Genomic DNA, 18175 nt, shown 5'->3' with positions numbered 1-18175 from the left:
GTGGGAATTCTGAGCGCTGCCGTCGCGGCGGCGGCTACCGCCGGGCTCGAGCGCGCGGCGGAGAAGTTGCCGAAGGAGAACCGGACGCCGTTCGAGCGGACGAACCACCGTGGTGAGCCGGTGACCCTGCTCGAGGGTCCGGGCGCGGTGCTCGGTGCGCTGGCGGGGGTGATCGCCTCGCGCGGCAACAGCAAGGTGAAGGCCGCCGCGGTCGTCGCGGGTGCGGTGTCGGGCGCCGTCGGTGCGTACGACGATCTGCGCGGAACGACACAGGCCAAGGGTTTCCGCGGTCACCTGACAGCGTTGAAACGCGGCGAGGTGACCAGCGGCGCGATCAAGATCCTCGGTGTCGGTGCTGCCGGTCTCGCCGCCGCCGCGTTGCTGCCGCGGAAGTCGCGCGGGGTGAAGGCCGTCGCCGGAGTAGTTGCCGACGGCGCCTTGATTGCCGGTACGGCGAACCTCACCAACTTGCTCGACCTTCGTCCGGGGCGTGCGCTCAAGGCTGTCACCGCTTTGAACGCGCCGCTCGCCGTGGTCAACGGCCCGGCCGGTGCTGTCGTCGGCGCCGCCGCGGCGGCCGCTCCGTCGGATCTCGGCGAACGCGCGATGCTCGGCGACTGCGGCGCGAACGGTCTCGGCGCCATCACCGGTACGACCCTCGCCGCCACCCTCCCGCGTCCGCTGAAGACGCTGGCGCTGGCGCTCGTCGTCGGCCTCAACCTGGCCAGCGAGAAGGTCAGCTTCACCAAGGTCATCGCCGACACCCCCACCCTCGACAAGATCGACCAGTGGGGCCGACGACCCAGGTGAGTCGGGTCGCCCGCGCCGCACTGGTTGTCGCAGCGGTCACCGTTCTGGCGCGGGTGGTCGGGTTCGGCCGCTGGCTGGTGTTCTCGAAGACCGTCGGCGCGGGCTGTCTCGCCGAGGCCTACACGACGGCCAACCAGCTCCCGAACATCCTGTTCGAAGTGGTTGCCGGCGGGGCCTTGGCCGGCGCGGTGATTCCGGTGCTGGCCGGTCCGGTGGCTCGGGGCGATCGTGCCGCGCAGGGCCGGATCATCGGCGCGTTGCTCACCTGGTCGTTCGTCCTGCTGGCCCCGATTGCCTTGCTGGCTTGGCTTCTGGCGGGCCGGTACACCAGCGCGATGCTCGATCCCGGCGCGGAGTGTGGGAGTTCCACCGCGACCGCGACCCGGATGCTGGCGATCTTCGTACCGCAGGTCTTCGGCTACGCCATCGCTGTCGTCGCGACCGCAGTACTCCAGTCCCACAAGCGATTCGCGGCCGGCGCGCTCGCCCCGCTGATCTCCAGCCTCGTCGTCGTCGCGACGTACTTCGCCTTCGCTGTCGCCGCTCCCAACGCGGACGCCGCATCGCAGGGCTCCACCGATCTGCTGGCCTGGGGTACGACGGCGGGTGTGGCTGCCTTGGCGTTGACGGCCTTCCTGCCGATGCTCATGTTGCGCCTTCCGATCAGACCGACCTTGCGTCTGGACCCCGGCGTCGGCCCGGTCCTGCGGCGGCTGGCGTTCGCGGGTCTCGCCGTACTGATCGCGCAGCAGCTCACCTTCGTCGTGACGACGTACCTGGCCAACCATCGCGGCGTGGCGGGCAGCATCGCCGTCTACACGTGGGCGAACGCGATCTACCTGCTGCCGTACGCCGTCCTCGCGGTCCCGATCACGACAGCGGTCTTCCCGCGGCTCGCGGCCGCCTTCGAGGCAGGGGAGGAGTTCGACCGGTATGCGTCCACCTCCACGCGAGCCGTCATGCTCGCGGGCGGCGCGGGCGCAGCCTTGCTGATCGGTACAGCGGTACCGGTCGCGCGGATCTTCGCGTACGACGACGGCGCGGTGCAGGCGGCCCAGGCGACCTCACTCGCCAACGGCCTGCTGGCGTTCGCGCCCGCGGCCATCGGGTTCGCCGTACTCATGCACGTCGGCCGCGTGCTCTACGCACGCCACTCGGGGCGTGAGGTCGCTGTGGTGACCTCAGGCGCCTGGGTACTCGTAGCGATAGCCGGTGTGGTGCTCACTGCTCGCTGGGACGCCGTACCTGCGCTGGCGGCCGCCATGTCGATCGGCATGGTCGTAGGAGCGTTCGTACTGCTCCTGGTACTGCGTCGCGAGGCAGGGCCCGGCGTACTGACCGGTGTCCCGCGTGCACACCTCACTGCGCTCGCAGGCGCCGCACTGGCGGGTGCAGCCGGATGGGTTGTTTCCCTGCCTGCAGGGCATGGTGGAGTCGGTAAGGCCGTGCTGTTCTCGCTGCTGTCCGGGCTGGCCGTTGTCGGCGTGTACGCCGTGGTCGTGCTTGCATTGGATCGCGCGGACGCACGCGCCCTCGTACGACGGGAGAAACGATGAGGATCGGGCTGCTGCTCGCCGAGGCGCGGGGTGGGATCGGGCAGCACGTCGTCTCGCTGGTGCCTCGGTTCGTGAGTGCGGGGCATGATGTGGTGGTCTGCGCGCCGCCTGGCACTGCTGAGCACTTCGACTTCGCGCCCGCGACCGTCGTGACGCAGGCAGCTGGTCTCCGCGGCTGCGACGTGATCCATGCGCACGGCTACCGCGCCGGCATGACCGCGCTCCGCGACAGGTCCCGGCTGCGCCCATTGGTGGTCACCTGGCACAACGCGGTGATCGCACCGGGTCCTCGAGGCCTGGTGATGCGCATGGGGCAGCGGCTGGTTGCCAGAGGCGCCGACCTGACGCTGGGTGCCTCCACCGATCTCGTGGAGCTGGCCAAGAGCCTGGGCGCTCGTAACGCTCAGCTAGCACCTGTGGCCGCTCCTGCGATGCCCACGATCCGCAAGTCGCGCATCGCGGTCCGTCGTGAGCTGGGGCTCCGCGACCAGCCCGTCGTACTCACCGTGGGCCGGCTGGCGCCGCAGAAGGACTACCCGACCTTGCTGTCGGTGGCGCATCGCGTCCACGAGTCCACACCGGACGCGGTGTTCGTCGTCGTCGGTGACGGACCGTTGCGGGACAACCTCCAGGCGCGGATCGACGCGGAGCAGCTACCAGTCCGGCTGCTGGGACACCGCAACGACGTGGCGGACCTGCTCGGCGCCGCGGACGTGTTTCTGCTCACGTCTCACTGGGAGGCGCGGGCACTCGTACTGCAGGAGGCCATGCAGGTCGGCGTACCGGTCGTCGCGACCGCGGTCGGCGGCGTACCAGAGCTGGTCGACGACAGCGCGGTACTGGCGTTTCCAGGCGACGCGGACGGTCTGGCGGACGGGGTCCGGGCGGTGCTGTCCGAGCCCGACACGGCGAACGCTATGCGGACACGGGGCCGGGAGTTGGCCGCCCGGTGGATGGACGAGGACGCGGTGGCAAAGAATCTGCTCGACATCTACGCGGGTCTCGTCGCGACCGGTGCTTGACAAGAGGTAGGCTGGAGGCCCGTGGACAGGGCTTCGAATTCCCAGCAGACCAAGCACGTATTCGTCACCGGTGGCGTGGCATCCAGTCTCGGCAAGGGACTGACAGCGTCCAGCCTCGGCAGTCTGCTGACGGCGCGCGGCATCCGGGTCACCATGCAGAAACTGGATCCGTACCTCAACGTCGATCCCGGCACGATGAATCCGTTCCAGCACGGCGAGGTGTTCGTCACCAACGACGGCGCCGAGACCGACCTCGACATCGGCCACTACGAGCGGTTCTTGGACCGGGACCTGTCCGCCGTCGCGAACGTGACGACCGGCCAGATCTACTCCAGCGTGATCGCCAAGGAACGCCGCGGCGAGTACCTCGGCGACACCGTCCAGGTCATCCCGCACATCACCAACGAGATCAAGGAACGGATGCTCGCGATGGCGGGCCCGGATGTCGACGTCGTCCTGCACGAGATCGGCGGCACCGTCGGTGACATCGAGTCACTGCCGTTCCTGGAGGCGGCCCGGCAGGTCCGGCACGACGTGGGCCGCGACAACGTGTTCTTCCTGCACATCTCGCTGGTGCCGTACATGGCACCGAGCGGTGAGCTGAAGACCAAGCCGACCCAGCACTCGGTGGCCGCGCTGCGCTCGATCGGTATCCAGCCGGACGCGATCGTCTGCCGCGCCGACCGGCCGATACCGGACAGCGTGAAGCGGAAGATCTCGCTGATGTGTGACGTCGACGTCGAGGCCGTGGTGGCCGCCGTCGACGCGCCGTCGATCTACGACATCCCGAAGGTCGTGCACGCCGAGGGCCTGGACGCGTACGTCGTACGCCGCCTCAACCTGCAGTTCCGCGACGTCGACTGGACCCGCTGGGACGAGTTGCTGCGGGTCGTGCACCACCCGAAGGACGAGGTCACGGTCGCGCTGGTCGGCAAGTACATCGATCTACCGGACGCGTACCTGTCGGTCGCCGAGGCGCTGCGGGCGGGTGGCTTCGACAACGACGCCCGGGTGAACCTGCGCTGGATCGCCTCCGACGAGTGCGCCACTCCGGAAGCGGCGGCCCGGCTGCTCGGTGACGTGGACGCGATCTGCATCCCCGGCGGGTTCGGGGTCCGCGGCATCGAGGGCAAGATCGGCGCGATCCGGTTCGCCCGCGAGCAAGGCATCCCGATCCTGGGGCTGTGCCTCGGGCTGCAGTGCATGGTGATCGAGGTCGCGCGGAACCTGGCCGGCCTGGACCAGGCGAACTCCAGCGAGTTCGACCCGGACGCCGAGCAGCCGGTGATCGCGACGATGGAGGAGCAGAAGCACATCGTCTCCGGTACCGGCGACATGGGCGGCACGATGCGGCTCGGCCTGTACCCGGCGAACCTGGCCGAGGGCTCGATCGTCCGCGGCCTGTACGGCGCCCCGTCGATCCAGGAGCGGCACCGGCACCGCTACGAGGTGAACAACGCCTACCGGGACAAGCTGGAGACCGCCGGCCTGGTGTTCAGCGGCCTCTCGCCGGACCATGAGCTGGTCGAGTTCATCGAGCTGGACCGGTCCGTGCACCCGTACTTCGTGGCCACCCAGGCGCACCCGGAGCTGCGGTCGCGGCCGACCAAGCCGCACCCGCTGTTCTCCGGCCTGGTCTCGGCCGCCCTGGACCGGCAGCGCGAGTCCCGGCTGCCGGTCGAGGAGCCGAAGCCGGCTGCTGCGAAGAAGACTGCGGTCAAGGCCCGATGAAGGACTATCCCGAGCTCCGGTTCGGCGCGGGCCTCGCCGACCGGCCGGAGCACTGGCCCGTCTCGGCGTCGGAGGTGGTGCACGAGACCGGGCGGGTGATCTCGGTCCGGCGGGACACGATCGAACCGCCAGGCGGTACGCCGTTCGTCCGCGACGTCGTCGTACATCCCGGAGCTGTGGGCGTGGTGGCGCTGGACGAGAACAACCGGATGCTGCTGGTCCGCCAGTACCGGCATCCGGTCGGCCACAAGCTGCTCGAGGCCCCGGCCGGCCTGCTCGACGTGCAGGGCGAGCAGTACCGTCTGGGCGCCGAGCGTGAACTGTGGGAGGAGACCGCGACCAAGGCCGCCGACTGGCGGATCCTGGTCGACGCGTTCACCTCACCCGGCCTGACCGACGAGGCGGTCCGCATCTTTCTGGCCCGCGACCTGTCGCCGGCCGAGGAGGCGTTCGAACGCGTCGCCGAAGAAGCCGACATGGAAACGGTCTGGGCGCCGCTCATCGACGTCGTCGCGGCCGCGCTGGCCGGCCAACTCCAGAACCCGATCCTGATCATGGGCGCCCTGGCCACCTGGACCGCCCTCAACGGCCCCGGTTTCGAAACCCTCCGCCCCGCCGACAGCCCCTGGCCAGCGAAAGACCGCTGAGGTTCGGCACGGTGGGGTGCGGCCGTGACATTGACGCGGGCGGCTGTGAGGATCACGCTGCCCAGGAACCGTTCACCGTTGCGGGAGGGATGCCTGATGAAGAGAGCGCTCGTACTCGCGGTGCTCACGGTGGCGAGTCTGTTGGTGGCGACGGCACCAGCAGACGCCGCGACCAGTACCAGCGGTCCTTGTGGCTATACGTCGACCCCGGACGACCCGGCGGTGCGGCCGGTGTCGCTACCGCCGGACCCGCAGCCGACACCGGACAAGGGAATCGTCAAGGTGGTGGTTGCGACCAATCAGGGGCCGATGGTGCTGTCCTTGGACCGTGCCAAGGCGCCGTGCACAGTGCAGAGCTTCCTGCATCTGGCGAAGAGCCGGTTCTACGACTTCACCACGTGCCACCGGCTGACGCTGTACCCCACGCTGAAGGTGCTGCAGTGCGGTGACCCGAGCGGTACGGGCGAGGGCGGCCCCGGGTACCAGTACAAGGACGAACTGCCCACCGGCCTGCCGAACTGGCCGACCGACCCGACCGGGACCAGCAAGGTGTACGCGCGCGGCACGGTCGCGATGGCAAACGCCGGACCGAACACGAACGGCTCGCAGTTCTTCCTGGTGTTCGCCGACTCGCGGCTGCGGCCGAACTACACGATCTTCGGTACGGTCGACCGCCTCGGGCTGGCCGTGCTCGACCGGGTCGCGGCCGGCGGAATCGCGCCGACCCCGGACGACCCGACCGGCGTGGACGGCGCTCCCATCCGGACGACGAACATTCTCGTCGCCCGCCGGCTGGGCGCCCTGTAGTCAGCCGATGACCACCTCGCCGCCGTCCTCGGCCAGGGCGGCGGCGACCAGGTGGGCGTTGGCGGTGAACTCCTCGGCCGGAATCTTCGGGAGCAGGTCGTCCCAGACGGCGATCATCGCGCCGCGGAGTTGCATCATGCCGGCGGGGCGGGCGAGGAACCACAGGTGGAAGTGTTCGCTGCCGTCGCCCCAGCGGTTGAAGTGCGTCCGGCCGACGGCGTCGATCCGGCGGATCGCGTTCGCGACCCGCTGGATCATCGGTCCGAGCTTCGCGGTCAGTTCCGCGGGCAGGTTGTCGAGCCGGTAGTGCTCCTGCGGCTCGAGCACCGCCACGAACGGCAGCCCACCGGGCCCGAACGCCTTCAGCTGCCACTGCGCGTCCCGCCAGATCACGAGCTTGTCCGGCTCCGAGCACTTGGGGCACGGCTTTCCACCGGGCTCGCCGCTGCGGGGCGGTTCCGGCAGCACCGGCTCGGCCAGCGGCGCCACCTGCACGTCGCCTTCGAACGGGAACAGCGCGTCACCCAGCAACGGCTCGACCGACATACGTTGGCCGATCGGGAGCCTGCGGTGGTACTCGGAGGGCAGCTCAGTCATGCCCAGCACTCTGCCCGACAACCTCCTCGTGGAGAAGGGCCTTGGTTAGCTACATCTGCGGTACGGCGGTGTCTCCTGTGGTCAGTTCCGGTAGGTGTTCGCGGACCATGTAGCCGCTGGCCGCGAGTACCCAGATGGCGGACAGCAGGAGCGGGACCGTGGTCATCAGCCAGCCGCCTGCGACGAACGCGCCGCTGGTGGCGAAGACGCCGAACGCGCCGAGGAACGAGACCACGGCGGCCAGCAGGGCCAGGTAGCCGAGCCAGTTCGGCATCAGACGCGTACGCAGTACGCCGATCCCGGCCGCGGCCAGCGGGAGCGCCGCCGCGAAGCCGATCAGGGTCGTGGTCAGCGTCCCGAGCTCGAACATCGACAGCGTGATCGCCGCGTCCCGCCCGGCGATGCCGGACGCGGTCGCCGCCTGCATCCCGGCGTTCACGAACAGCGCGCCGCCGACCAGTACCGAACCCGCCAGCAGTGCCAGGTGTACGTCGCTGCGCTCGGCCCGCTCGCGCATCGCCTCGGCGAACGCCGCCGCGAACCAGATCACCAACCCGGCAGCGGCCGCCCAGAGCAACGAACTCAGCAGGATCATGCCCCGGTGGTCGGCGACCCAGCTCGAGATCGTGCTGTCGGAATCACCGACCGTCGGAGGGTTGCCGGGCAGGAACCTGCCCAGCATGGCCAGGACGACGAAAGCCACCCCGGCGAAGCCGCCCCATCGCAACTCGTGTCGCTCAGTCATGGGAACACCTCCAACATGCACCACACCGATGTGGTGCACCTACTGCCGATGTTCCACCGTTTCAGGCCGGAATCAAGACCTATTCCAGGACCGTCGCCAGTGCCTCGTATCCCGGTAGCAGGTCGATGCCTTCGTGGCCGAGGAGCTGGATCGCGACGTGGTCCGCGCCGGCGTCCAGATGGGCCTTCAGGCCCGCCGCGACCTCGACCGCGGAGCCGTGCAGCACCATCGCGTCGACGAGTTTGTCGCTGCCGCCGTTGGTGAAGTCGTCGTCGGTGAAGCCAAGCCGCCGCCAGCTGGCCAGGTAGTTGCTCAGCTGCAGGTACGTCGCCAGCCGGTCCCGGGCCACCGCCCGGGCGATCTCCGGATCGGTCTCCAGCACGACCATCTGCTCCGGCGCGAGCAGCACTCCGCCGCCGAGCGTGCGCCGCGCCTCGCGGGTGTGCTCCGGCGTGGTCAGGTACGGCAGCGCGCCGGCCGTCCGCGCGCCGGACAGTTGCAGCACCTTCGGGCCGAGCGCGGCCAGCGCCCGCCGGTCGGCCGGCACCTTCGCGTCGTCGAGCTCGTCGAGGAAACCGACGATCGTCTCGTACGGCGACTTGTACTCGCCGGTGTGCTCCCGGTGCCCGATCCCGATACCGAGCAGGAACCGCCCCGGGTGCTCGTCCTCGAGCCGGTGGTACGACGCCGCGACCTCGGCCGCCGCTGAGGCCCAGATGTTGACGATGCTGGTGCCGACGGCAACCGACGTCGTTGCGGCCAGCAACACCTCGGCGTCGCGCAACCCGGCGGCCGGCGACCCGCCCAGCCAGAGCGCCCCGTACCCGGCCTGCTCCAGCCCGGCGGCGAGCTCCGGTCCGTAGTGCTGCCCGCCGTGCCACACGCCGTACCGTCCCAGTTCCATCGCCACCCGTGCGCTCCTCTCGTAGTACGTCCACCCCCAGCATCCCCGACCACTATGAGTAGCCGTCAATGATCGTTGCTGTGTCAGCCGCGTCATCATCTCCGTAAGGTCGCGTCACGATCAGACCATCCGGACGGGTGGTATGAACCCCGCAGGCATACACTCGGCAGCGACCTGGCAGGCGTCCCCTCAACCGCCGGGCCGCGGACACAACGATGTGGGCCGCACACCTGGACGTGAAAGAAGGGCGAGTTGTGAAGGTCGGAGTTCCCAAGGAAGTCAAGAACCACGAGTACCGGGTGGCGATCACCCCGTCCGGCGTGCACGAGTTCGTGCGCAGCGGGCACGAGGTTCTGATCGAGCAGGGGGCAGGCGACGGTTCACTGATCCCGGACGACGAGTACGTCGCCGCCGGGGCGCGGATCGTGGCGGAAGCGGACGACGTCTGGGCGGACGCGGAGCTGGTGCTCAAGGTGAAGGAACCGGTGGCGGAGGAGTACCACCGGATGCGCAGGGACCAGGTGCTGTTCACGTACCTGCACCTCGCGGCCAGCCAGGACACCACCGAGGCGTTGCTCAAGTCGGGCATCACCGGCATCGCGTACGAGACGGTGCAGCTGCCGGACGGCACGCTCCCGCTGCTGGCGCCGATGAGCGAGGTGGCCGGCCGGCTCGCCCCGCAGTCTGGTGCCTACCACCTGATGGCGCAGGGCGGCGGCCGCGGCGTACTGCTCGGCGGCGTCTCCGGCGTGCATCCGGCTCGCGTGGTGATCCTCGGCGCGGGTGTGTCCGGCATGAACGCGGCCGCGATCGCGCTCGGTATGCAGGCGCAGGTGCAGCTGTTCGACCGGAACATCGCGCGGCTGCGGCAGGCCGACCAGATCTACCAGGGCCACCTGCTGACGATCGCCTCGAACGCGTACGAGATCGAGCGCGCGGTGCTCGAGGCGGACCTGGTGATCGGCGCGGTGCTGGTGGTCGGGGCGAAGGCGCCGAAGCTGGTCACCAACGACATGGTCAGCCGGATGAAGCCCGGCAGCGTGCTCGTCGACATCGCGATCGACCAGGGCGGCTGCTTCGAGGACTCGCGGCCGACCACGCACGCCGACCCGGTCTACAAGGTCCACAACTCGCTGTTCTACTGCGTCGCGAACATGCCCGGCGCGGTCCCGAACACCTCGACGTACGCGCTCACCAACGTGACCCTGCCGTACGCGATCGAGCTGGCGAACCTCGGCTGGCGGGAGGCGCTGAAGTCGGACCACAGCCTCGCGCTGGGCCTGAACACGTTCGACGGACACGTCACGTACGGTCCGGTCGCCGAGGCGCACGACCTGGCGCAGCTGAAGCTGGACGAGGTGCTGGTCTGAGTATCAGCCGGGCGGTCGGTGCTTACCTTGACCACCTGACGGTGGAGCGCGGCCTGGCCGCGAACACTCTGGCGTCGTACCGGCGTGACCTGCGCCGGTACGGCGGCTACCTGGCAGCCGTCGGCATCGACGACCTCGGCCGGATCACCGAGGCCGTCGTCGGCGACTTCCTGATGCGGCTGCGCGAGGGGGACGCGGAGCATCCGCCGCTGACCGCCTCCAGCGCGGGCCGGACGGTGGTGGCCGTCAGGGGGTTCCACAAGTTCTGCGTACGGGAGGGGCTGACCGCGGTGGACCCTGCGGCGGCCGTGAAGCCCCCTGTACCACCGCAGCGGCTACCGAAGGCCCTGTCGGTCGACGAGGTCACCCGGATCCTCGCAGCGGCCGCTGGAGCCGAGGCGGAACCAGCCGTCCTCGCCACGCGGGACGCGGCTCTGCTGGAGTTCCTGTACGGTACCGGCGCCCGCATCTCGGAGGCGGTCGGTCTGGACGTCGACGACATCGACCTGGACGCCGGTGCGGTTCTGCTGCGCGGCAAGGGCAGTAAGGAGCGAGTAGTACCCGTCGGCACGTACGCGCGTGACGCCCTGTCGGCGTACCAGGTCCGTGGCCGCCCCGAGCTCGTGTCGCGCGGCCGTGGCACTCCCGCGCTGTTCCTGAACGCCCGCGGCGGCCGCTTGTCCCGGCAGAGCGCCTGGACGGTACTGCGTCGTGCCGCGGAACGCGCGGGCATCGCCAAGGAGATCTCGCCGCACACGCTGCGTCACTCGTACGCGACGCACCTCCTCGACGGCGGCGCCGACGTACGGGTCGTCCAGGAACTGCTCGGCCACGCGTCCGTCACCACCACCCAGGTCTACACACTGGTCACGGTGGACAAGCTGCGCGAGGTCTATGCGACCTCCCATCCGCGCGCTCTTTCGTCGTAGCACCCCGGTGACTTCCGCGCACGAACGGTGTGCGATCATCTGGTGACGGTTGGTCACCCGGGGAGCATGATCAGCCGGGTTCGGAGCTTTGTCGACAAACAGCCCCACCCCGGTGCGGAGTGGCTGGTTGAGAGTGCTTGAATGCACGCTTACAGTCGCTGGGATCGCCCGTATCGGTTGAAAGGTTTGACGAGTCATGAACGAGTCGACATTCCCGGGCACCGAACACGAGATGGGCCACCTGCCGGGGCAGTATCCCGCGCCGGATCCGGTCCAGCCGATCAGCACGCCCCCCAGCCACGAGCCCACTCCGCCCCGGCCGGCACCCGTGCCGCCGCGTTCCCTGCCCGACAACTATGCGGAGATGCCGAAGCCGACGGCCAAGCTCACCGCGGAGGATCTCGCACCCGTGAACGACCCGAACGGCCCGCGTCAAAAGATCGGGCCGACCGGCAGGCCACTGCCGGACCTGCCGGAGCCGCTGCCACCGACCAAGACCGGGCCGGCGCAGGTGATCGCGATGTGCAACCAGAAGGGCGGCGTCGGCAAGACCACCACCACGATCAACCTCGGCGCGGCGATCGCCGAGACCGGTCGCAAGGTGCTGCTGATCGACTTCGACCCGCAGGGGTCCGCGTCGATCGGCCTCGGGGTGCAGCCGCACGACCTCGAGCTGTCGGTCTACAACCTGCTGATGCAGCGCGACATCACCGCCGACGAGGTCATCCGGGCCACCAACGTGCCGAACCTCGACCTGCTGCCGGCCAACATCGACCTGTCTGCGGCCGAGGTCCAGCTGGTCCAGGAGGTCGCCCGCGAGTACACCCTGCAGCGCGTGCTGGACCCGATCATCCCGTTGTACGACGTGATCCTGATCGACTGCGCGCCGTCGCTGGGCCTGCTCACCGTGAACGCGCTGACCGCCTCGAACGGCATCGTCGTACCGCTGGAATGCGAGTTCTTCGCGCTCCGCGGCCTGGCCATGCTGACCGACACGATCGCCAAGGTGCAGGACCGGCTGAACCCCAAGCTGGAGATCGTCGGGATCCTCGGCACCATGTTCGACGGGCGGACGACGCACGCCCGGGAGGTGCTGGACCGGGTGGTCCAGGCCTTCGACGAACGCGTCTTCCACACGGTCATCCGGCGTACCGTCAAGTTCCCCGAGACCACGGTCGTCGGCGAACCGATCACGACGTACGCCCCCTCGTCCCAAGCGGCTACGCAGTACCGCGATCTCGCCAAGGAGGTGCTGGCGCGTTGTCCCGCCGGGTGAGCCTGCCAGGTGCCAGTGAACTCTTCGGGGGTGCGGCACCGAAGCAGACCAGACCCGAGAAGCGCACCACCACTGACGGACCCGCCTCCGTGCGGTCCCGCACGACGGTCGTCGACGACCGGAAGTCGAGTGGTCGGATCCGGCACGACACGAAGATCACCGTGTACGTGACGGAGGAGGAGCTGCTCGGCCTGGAACAGACCAGACTAGCGCTACGCGCGGAGCACGGCCTGACCGCCGACCGCGGCCGGATCGTCCGCGAGGCGATCGACGTGCTGCTCGCCGACTTCGTCGACCACGGGCCGGACTCGGTGCTGGTCCGGCGGCTGCGCGCGGCGGAGGGCCCGGCCGCGGAGCTCAAGGGCGCGGAGTGACCGTGTCGGATCCGGTCGACCTCGGGCCCGACGCGACTGTTGCCGAGGGCAAGGGGTTCAGCGTCCACCTGGAGAACTTCGAGGGGCCGTTCGACCTGCTGCTGCAGCTGATCTCGAAACACAAGCTGGACATCACCGAGATCGCGCTGTCGGTGATCACCGACGACTTCATCGCGCACATCAAGGCGCTGGGCTCGGAGTGGGACCTCGACCAGACGTCGGAGTTCCTGCTGATCGCGGCGACGCTGCTCGACCTGAAGGCGGCGCGGCTGCTGCCGAAGGGCGAGGTCGAGGACGACGAGGACCTGGCGCTGCTGGAGGCGCGGGACCTGCTGTTCGCGCGGCTGCTGCAGTACCGGGCGTTCAAGCAGATCGCGGCGCTGATGCAGGAGCGGATGGCTCTGGAGTCCCGGCGATTCCCGCGGGCCGTCGGGGTGGAGCCGCGGTTCGCCGAACTGTTGCCGGAGGTACTGCTCGGGATCGACCCGGCGGGGCTCGCGGCGCTGGCTGCGCGGGCGCTCGCGCCGAAGAACGACGTACCGCCGGGGGTGTCGCTGGAGCACCTGCACGCGCCGGCCGTCACCGTGCGGGAGCAGGCGATCGTGATCGTGGACCGGTTGCGGCGGCAGCGGAGTGCGACGTTCCGGTCGCTGGTGGCCGATTCGCCGGACACGGTGACGACGGTGTGCCGGTTCCTGGCGTTGCTGGAGCTGTTCCGGGAGGCGGCGGTGTCGTTCGACCAGGTTACACCGTTGGGTGAGTTGACGATCCGCTGGACGGGTACCGACGACGGCGACATCGCGGTGAGCGACGAGTTCGACGAAGAACAGAAACCCGCCGACGAGTCCGGCGAGGCCCCAGTGGTCGACGACGACCCCGACTTCCTGGAGCCAGGCCCCAGCCTCACCGACGATTCCGACATCGAACCGGGCCCGCCCCCCACCCATGACGAGACGGCAAACCAGTGACCGACCAAACCAACACCCCCCGGAACGACCCCACCAACGCCCCCCACCCCGCCACCCCGGACACCGACGTCGCCTCCGCCACCGACCGTTCGTCCGAGTCCGCGGGCGAGGGTGCTTCGGACACCGGCTCCGCGTTTGCCGCCAAAGGCCCCTCCGCGTCTGCGGGTGAAGGTACGTCGGACACCGACGCCGTCTCCGCCGCCGACCGCTCCTCCGCGTCTGCGGGCGAAGGTACGCCGGCCACCGACGCCGCGAGAACATCCACCGGCGACGGTACGTCGGACGCCTCCGCCGCCGAGCGCCCCTCCGCGTCCACGGGTGAGGGTACGTCGGACACCGACGTCGCCTCGGCTGCTGACCGCTCCTCGGCGTCCGCGGGTGTGGGTACGCCGGACGACGGCGACGGGACCTCGTCCGGCGGAGACGCAATCGCCGCCACGCCCGGTCCCGGCGACGCCGCGGATGACTCCGAGCCCACCGGCGCCGACGACGTGGATGGTGGCGCCACCACGCCCGGCCTCGACGACGCCACGGGGGCCTCCGAGCCGACCGACGGTGACGCCGCAGACGGTGACGCCGCAGACGGTGACGCCGCAGACGGTGACGCCGGCTTCGGGGTTGCGGGTGGCGACGGGGCGTCTGGGGACGACGAGGACTATCTGCCGGCGGGGCAGACTGCGTTGGTGGTGGGGGATGAGGTTGTTGTTGACGACGCGACGATGCGGCGGGCGCTCGAGGCTATTTTGATGGTGACGGACGAGCCGTTGCCGGTGCTCACGTTGGCGCGAGCTGTCGGGCGTAACACCGGTGACATCGCGGAGGCGCTGGCCGGGCTCGCGGCGGAGTACACCGAGCAGGGGCGCGGGTTCGACCTGCGTGAGATCGGCGGCGGCTGGCGGTTCTACACCCGCCCGGAGGCGGCGCAGTACGTCGAACGCTTCGTACTCGACGGCCAGCAGGCGCGGCTGACCCAGGCCGCCCTGGAAACGCTGGCAGTGGTCGCGTACAAGCAGCCCGTCAGCCGCGCCCGCGTGTCGGCGATCCGCGGCGTCAACGTAGACGGCGTCATGCGTACCCTCGTCGCCCGCGGCCTCGTCGAGGAAGCCGGCGCCGACACCGAGTCGCAAGCCACCCTGTACCGCACCACCACATACTTCCTCGAACGCATGGGCATGCAGTCCCTCGACGACCTCCCCGAGTTGGCCCCGTACCTCCCCGAAATGGACGACATCGAAGAAGAACTAGCCGCCCAAACCCTCCCACCCACCTCCACAGAGGCCGACCCGGAAGCAGCTCCCACAGACCCAACCTCGGCGACGGACGCGGACGCCGACCTCACGCGAGGCGCCTCCACCGAAGACGCGGAGCAGATCGACGAGCACGCTGCGGCCGACGCGCCTCAGCACCCTGAGAACGCGACGGACGAGCACGCGACGCCAGGTGCGTCGAACCAGCCCGAGCTCGACGAGCGTCCGGCCGTGGGTAGGGCGGAGCAGACCGACACTGCCGAGGACGCTGCGGTAGGCGGCCGGTCGGATGGTGATGGCGAGGCCGATGCAGACGGGCCTCTCGAGGACGTGGGCATGCTGGCTGCGCAGGATGCTGTTGGTACGGCGGAGCGGCCCGACGGTGCCGCGCTGGATGCGGTAGGTGTGGGCGGCGAGCTCGATGGTGAGGACGTGTCCGGCGCCGACGAACGGGTGGAAGATGCGGGTGGCGCCGACGCCGACCCAGGCAACCAAAGCGACGCTGACGCGGGGAACCACAGTGACGCGCGCGAGCGCGGTGACGCGGGCGACCACAGCGATGCAGGTGGGGTGCGGTATGGGGGATGAGGGTGGGGTTCGGTTGCAGAAGGTTTTGGCTCGGGCGGGGGTGGCTTCTCGGCGGACGGCTGAATTGATGATCGAGGAGGGGCGGGTCGAGGTCGACGGGCGGGTGGTGACCGAGTTCGGGGTTCGGGTGGATCCGGAGACGGCGGTCATTCGGGTGGACGGGGCTCGGATTCCGCCGGTCAGTGCGCATGTCTACCTGGTACTGAACAAGCCGCGCGGCGTGGTGACGACGATGTCGGATCCGCAGGGCAGGCCTTGTATCACCGACTTCGTGCAGGATCGCCCGGAGCGGTTGTTCCACATCGGCCGGCTGGACACCGACACCGAAGGGCTGCTGCTGCTCACCAATCACGGGGAGTTCGCGCACCGGCTCGCGCACCCGTCGTACGAGGTGTCGAAGACGTACGTCGCCGAGGTCGACGGCAACGTCAAGCCGGCCGTACTGCGCCGGCTCCTGGACGGGATCGAGCTCGACGACGGACCGGCGCGCGCCGACACCGTGAAGATCGTGTCGACCGTACCGGGCCGCACGCTGATCGAGATGAGCCTGCACGAGGGCCGGAACCGGATCGTACGCCGGATGTTCGACGCCGTCGGGCATCCGGTGAAGCGGCTGACCCGGACCGCGATCGGCCCGGTCCGCCGCGGCAACCTGCACACCGGCGAACTCCGCGAACTCGACCACAGCGAACTCGGCCAACTCCTCGACCTGGTCGACCTGTAGCACCGCGCCGGAGCCGCGTGGTGCGGCAAGCAGAGGCAAGCAGAGGCAAGCAGCAGCAAGCATGGTCGAGCACGGCCGAGGGGGTGGCGGCCGTGCTCGAGTTCCGCGGTGAAACCAGGACAAGCCGTGCGGTCAGCCGGCGATGTTTTCTTCTTCTGGGAGGACGACGCTGTCGACCATTTCCTGGATGCGTTCGGTCGGGAGTGCGACCGCGATCGCCCAGTAGTAGATGATCACGCTGAACACGGCCACCGCGAGGATGTCCCACCAGAGTGGGAACCACGGGTGCTTGAGCGGTCCGAAGTCGCTCAGGTACACGATCAGTCCCATCCCGATCAGGTACACCGGCAACCACTCCGCCGCGCGCAGGTCGAGCTGCGGGGTGATCGGGTTCAGCTTGAACACCCGGTTCGCGATCAGGATCACGTACCCGATCAGGATCGCGACGCCGAGCTTCCAGTCGGTCGTCCAGCCGGACCACAGGATCAGCAGGTTCGCGACCACGAACGCGAGCGGTGACAACCACGTTGCCCCCGGCAACCGGTACGGGCGCTGCGCGTTCGGCATCCGGTTCCGGAAGACGCCGAGCGACAGCGGCGCCCCGGCGTACATCAGCACGCTGGCGCTGGTGATCAGCCCGACCAGCGACCGCCAGCTCGGGAACGGCAGGAAGCAGATGCAGCCGATCACGAACGCGGTGATCAGACCGACCCACGGTACGCCGCGGTCGTTGGTCCTCTCGAACACCGACGGTACGTACCCGTTGCGGCTCAGCCCGTACGAGACCCGCGAGCTGCCGGTGATGTAGATCAGCCCGGTACCACCTGGGGAGATGATCGCGTCGATGTACAGGATCGTGGCGAGCCAGCCGAGCGAGGCCAGCGACGCGACCTGTGCGAACGGACCCGTCAACGTGTTGAACGCGGCCGTCGCCCAGGTGCCCTTGACCTGTGACGCCGGCAGCGCGCCGAGGAACGCGACCTGCAGCGCGATGTAGATCAGCGCCCCGATCACGATCGACCCGATGACCGCGCGCGGGATGTCCCGCCGCGGGTTGCTGCTCTCGCCGGCCAACTGGTCGGCCTGCTCGAACCCGAGCAGCGCGAAGATGATGCCGCTGGTCGACACCGCCGACAGGATGCCCTTCGCGCCACCCGGGTTGAACCCGTCGGCCGCGGTGAAGTTACTGCCGTGGAACTGTGCGATGGCCAGCACGAAGATCGTCAGCAACGGGATGCCGACCTTCCACCAGGTCGCCGCGCTGTTGGTACGGGCCAGCATCCGGATGCTGAGGAAGTTGATCGCGGTGATCACCGCCATCAGTACGATCGCCACCACGATCCCCGGCGCGGTCAGGATGTGCTGCCCGCCCTTGGTCTTCTCCCAGCCCTTCGCGAACGAGTAGTGCGTGCCGTAGGTGATCATCGCCAGCACCTCGATCGGCGCCACCGTGGCCGCCTGCAGCCAGGAGAACCAGCCGAACGACGCACCGGCCGCGCCACCGAACGCGTAGTGCGGGAACCGTGCCGTACCGCCGGAGACCGGGTACATGCCGCCCAGCTCGGCGTGCGTCAGCGCGAGGATCAGGATCGCGACCCCGCCGATCACCCAGGAGATGATCGCCGCGGGGCCCGCCGTGGACAGCGCGCCCTGCGCGCCGAACAACCAGCCGGAGCCGATGATCGATCCCTCGGACGCCCAGATCAGGCCGACGAAACCGATGTCACGCCGCAGACCTGGCCGGTTCCGCTCCGTCGAGGGATGTGCAACAGAAGTGGCCATATCCGCACGATCGCTCCGGACCGCGGGCGGTGCAGTAACGCTGGCTGCAGACCCGTACCCCTGCTAGCCGGTACGGCGTTGTTCCGGCCTGCTGCGAG

At 69.4% G+C, this 18175-nt stretch carries 17 protein-coding genes; 13 read left to right on the top strand and 4 right to left on the bottom strand.

What is annotated here, in order from left to right:
- From FB475_RS05005 to FB475_RS04980, 6 genes are all read left to right on the top strand, one after another.
- A complete protein-coding gene (locus FB475_RS05005) occupies positions 1-810 on the top strand; it encodes a hypothetical protein (RefSeq protein ID WP_141852970.1) in 810 nt (269 codons plus the stop codon).
- Positions 789-2366, top strand: a complete 1578-nt coding sequence (gene murJ / locus FB475_RS05000; RefSeq protein ID WP_238331964.1) for a murein biosynthesis integral membrane protein MurJ — start codon at positions 789-791, stop codon at positions 2364-2366. The genes FB475_RS05005 and murJ overlap by 22 nt, the downstream gene beginning before the upstream one ends.
- Positions 2363-3388 carry a glycosyltransferase family 4 protein gene (locus tag FB475_RS04995; RefSeq protein WP_141852968.1) on the top strand — a complete coding sequence of 342 codons (1026 nt, stop codon included), beginning with the start codon at positions 2363-2365 and terminating at the stop codon, positions 3386-3388. The genes murJ and FB475_RS04995 overlap by 4 nt, the downstream gene beginning before the upstream one ends.
- Before the next feature lie 21 nt (positions 3389-3409).
- A complete protein-coding gene (locus FB475_RS04990; protein WP_141852966.1) occupies positions 3410-5119 on the top strand; it encodes a CTP synthase in 1710 nt (569 codons plus the stop codon).
- Entirely contained in the window at positions 5116-5766 is a 651-nt protein-coding gene (locus FB475_RS04985; protein WP_141852964.1) for an NUDIX domain-containing protein, read from the top strand. Before FB475_RS04990 ends, FB475_RS04985 begins: the two co-directional genes overlap by 4 nt.
- Positions 5767-5862: 96 nt before the next feature.
- Positions 5863-6573, top strand: coding sequence for a peptidylprolyl isomerase (locus FB475_RS04980; protein WP_141852962.1), 711 nt, complete (start codon positions 5863-5865; stop codon positions 6571-6573).
- Here the strand turns inward: FB475_RS04980 and FB475_RS04975 are convergent, their stop codons facing one another.
- The 3 genes from FB475_RS04975 to FB475_RS04965 form a co-directional block, all read right to left on the bottom strand.
- Positions 6574-7170: an HIT family protein gene (locus FB475_RS04975; RefSeq protein WP_141852960.1), complete on the bottom strand. Its 597-nt coding sequence runs from the start codon at positions 7168-7170 to the stop codon at positions 6574-6576.
- A 49-nt stretch (positions 7171-7219) separates the two neighbouring features.
- Entirely contained in the window at positions 7220-7915 is a 696-nt protein-coding gene (locus tag FB475_RS04970) for a hypothetical protein (protein WP_141852958.1), read from the bottom strand.
- 79 nt (positions 7916-7994) lie between these two features.
- Complete coding sequence (locus FB475_RS04965; RefSeq protein WP_185759322.1) at positions 7995-8819, bottom strand: LLM class F420-dependent oxidoreductase; 825 nt, start codon at positions 8817-8819, stop codon at positions 7995-7997.
- Between the two features lie 254 nt (positions 8820-9073).
- Here FB475_RS04965 and ald point away from each other — a divergent pair, with 254 nt between their 5' ends.
- From ald to FB475_RS04930, 7 genes are all read left to right on the top strand, one after another.
- Entirely contained in the window at positions 9074-10189 is a 1116-nt protein-coding gene (gene ald, locus FB475_RS04960; protein ID WP_141852954.1) for an alanine dehydrogenase, read from the top strand.
- The gene (xerD, locus tag FB475_RS04955; protein WP_141857812.1) at positions 10186-11118 is read left to right on the top strand and encodes a site-specific tyrosine recombinase XerD; all 933 of its coding nucleotides are present in this window, start codon (positions 10186-10188) and stop codon (positions 11116-11118) included. The genes ald and xerD overlap by 4 nt, the downstream gene beginning before the upstream one ends.
- Before the next feature lie 196 nt (positions 11119-11314).
- Entirely contained in the window at positions 11315-12394 is a 1080-nt protein-coding gene (locus FB475_RS04950) for a ParA family protein (protein WP_238331962.1), read from the top strand.
- 89 nt (positions 12395-12483) lie between these two features.
- Positions 12484-12768: a hypothetical protein gene (locus tag FB475_RS04945; RefSeq protein ID WP_420359199.1), complete on the top strand. Its 285-nt coding sequence runs from the start codon at positions 12484-12486 to the stop codon at positions 12766-12768.
- 2 nt (positions 12769-12770) lie between these two features.
- Positions 12771-13736 (top strand): segregation and condensation protein A, encoded by a 966-nt coding sequence (locus tag FB475_RS04940; protein WP_141852950.1) that lies wholly within the window; start codon positions 12771-12773, stop codon positions 13734-13736.
- Complete coding sequence (gene scpB, locus FB475_RS38260; protein WP_337678196.1) at positions 13733-15571, top strand: SMC-Scp complex subunit ScpB; 1839 nt, start codon at positions 13733-13735, stop codon at positions 15569-15571. The genes FB475_RS04940 and scpB overlap by 4 nt, the downstream gene beginning before the upstream one ends.
- Positions 15561-16295 (top strand): pseudouridine synthase, encoded by a 735-nt coding sequence (locus tag FB475_RS04930; RefSeq protein ID WP_141852948.1) that lies wholly within the window; start codon positions 15561-15563, stop codon positions 16293-16295. The genes scpB and FB475_RS04930 overlap by 11 nt, the downstream gene beginning before the upstream one ends.
- A gap of 132 nt (positions 16296-16427) precedes the next feature.
- Here FB475_RS04930 and FB475_RS04925 read toward each other — a convergent pair whose 3' ends face one another.
- Entirely contained in the window at positions 16428-18077 is a 1650-nt protein-coding gene (locus tag FB475_RS04925) for an APC family permease (RefSeq protein WP_141852946.1), read from the bottom strand.
- Between the last annotated feature and the right edge of the window lie 98 nt (positions 18078-18175).

Origin of the sequence: Kribbella jejuensis, assembly GCF_006715085.1 — a bacterium.
GTDB lineage: Bacteria > Actinomycetota > Actinomycetes > Propionibacteriales > Kribbellaceae > Kribbella > Kribbella jejuensis.
This window is presented reverse-complemented; position numbering and strand designations above follow the sequence as displayed.

Coding starts and splice junctions, on each gene's coding strand:
- FB475_RS04930 (WP_141852948.1), top strand. CDS start 15,561: ATGGGGGATGAGGGTGGGGTTCGGTTGCAGAAGGTTTTGGCTCGGGCG.
- FB475_RS04970 (WP_141852958.1), bottom strand. CDS start 7,915: ATGACTGAGCGACACGAGTTGCGATGGGGCGGCTTCGCCGGGGTGGCT.
- FB475_RS04925 (WP_141852946.1), bottom strand. CDS start 18,077: ATGGCCACTTCTGTTGCACATCCCTCGACGGAGCGGAACCGGCCAGGT.
- FB475_RS04980 (WP_141852962.1), top strand. CDS start 5,863: ATGAAGAGAGCGCTCGTACTCGCGGTGCTCACGGTGGCGAGTCTGTTG.
- FB475_RS04995 (WP_141852968.1), top strand. CDS start 2,363: ATGAGGATCGGGCTGCTGCTCGCCGAGGCGCGGGGTGGGATCGGGCAG.
- FB475_RS04975 (WP_141852960.1), bottom strand. CDS start 7,170: ATGACTGAGCTGCCCTCCGAGTACCACCGCAGGCTCCCGATCGGCCAA.
- FB475_RS04965 (WP_185759322.1), bottom strand. CDS start 8,819: ATGGAACTGGGACGGTACGGCGTGTGGCACGGCGGGCAGCACTACGGA.
- FB475_RS04950 (WP_238331962.1), top strand. CDS start 11,315: ATGAACGAGTCGACATTCCCGGGCACCGAACACGAGATGGGCCACCTG.
- FB475_RS04985 (WP_141852964.1), top strand. CDS start 5,116: ATGAAGGACTATCCCGAGCTCCGGTTCGGCGCGGGCCTCGCCGACCGG.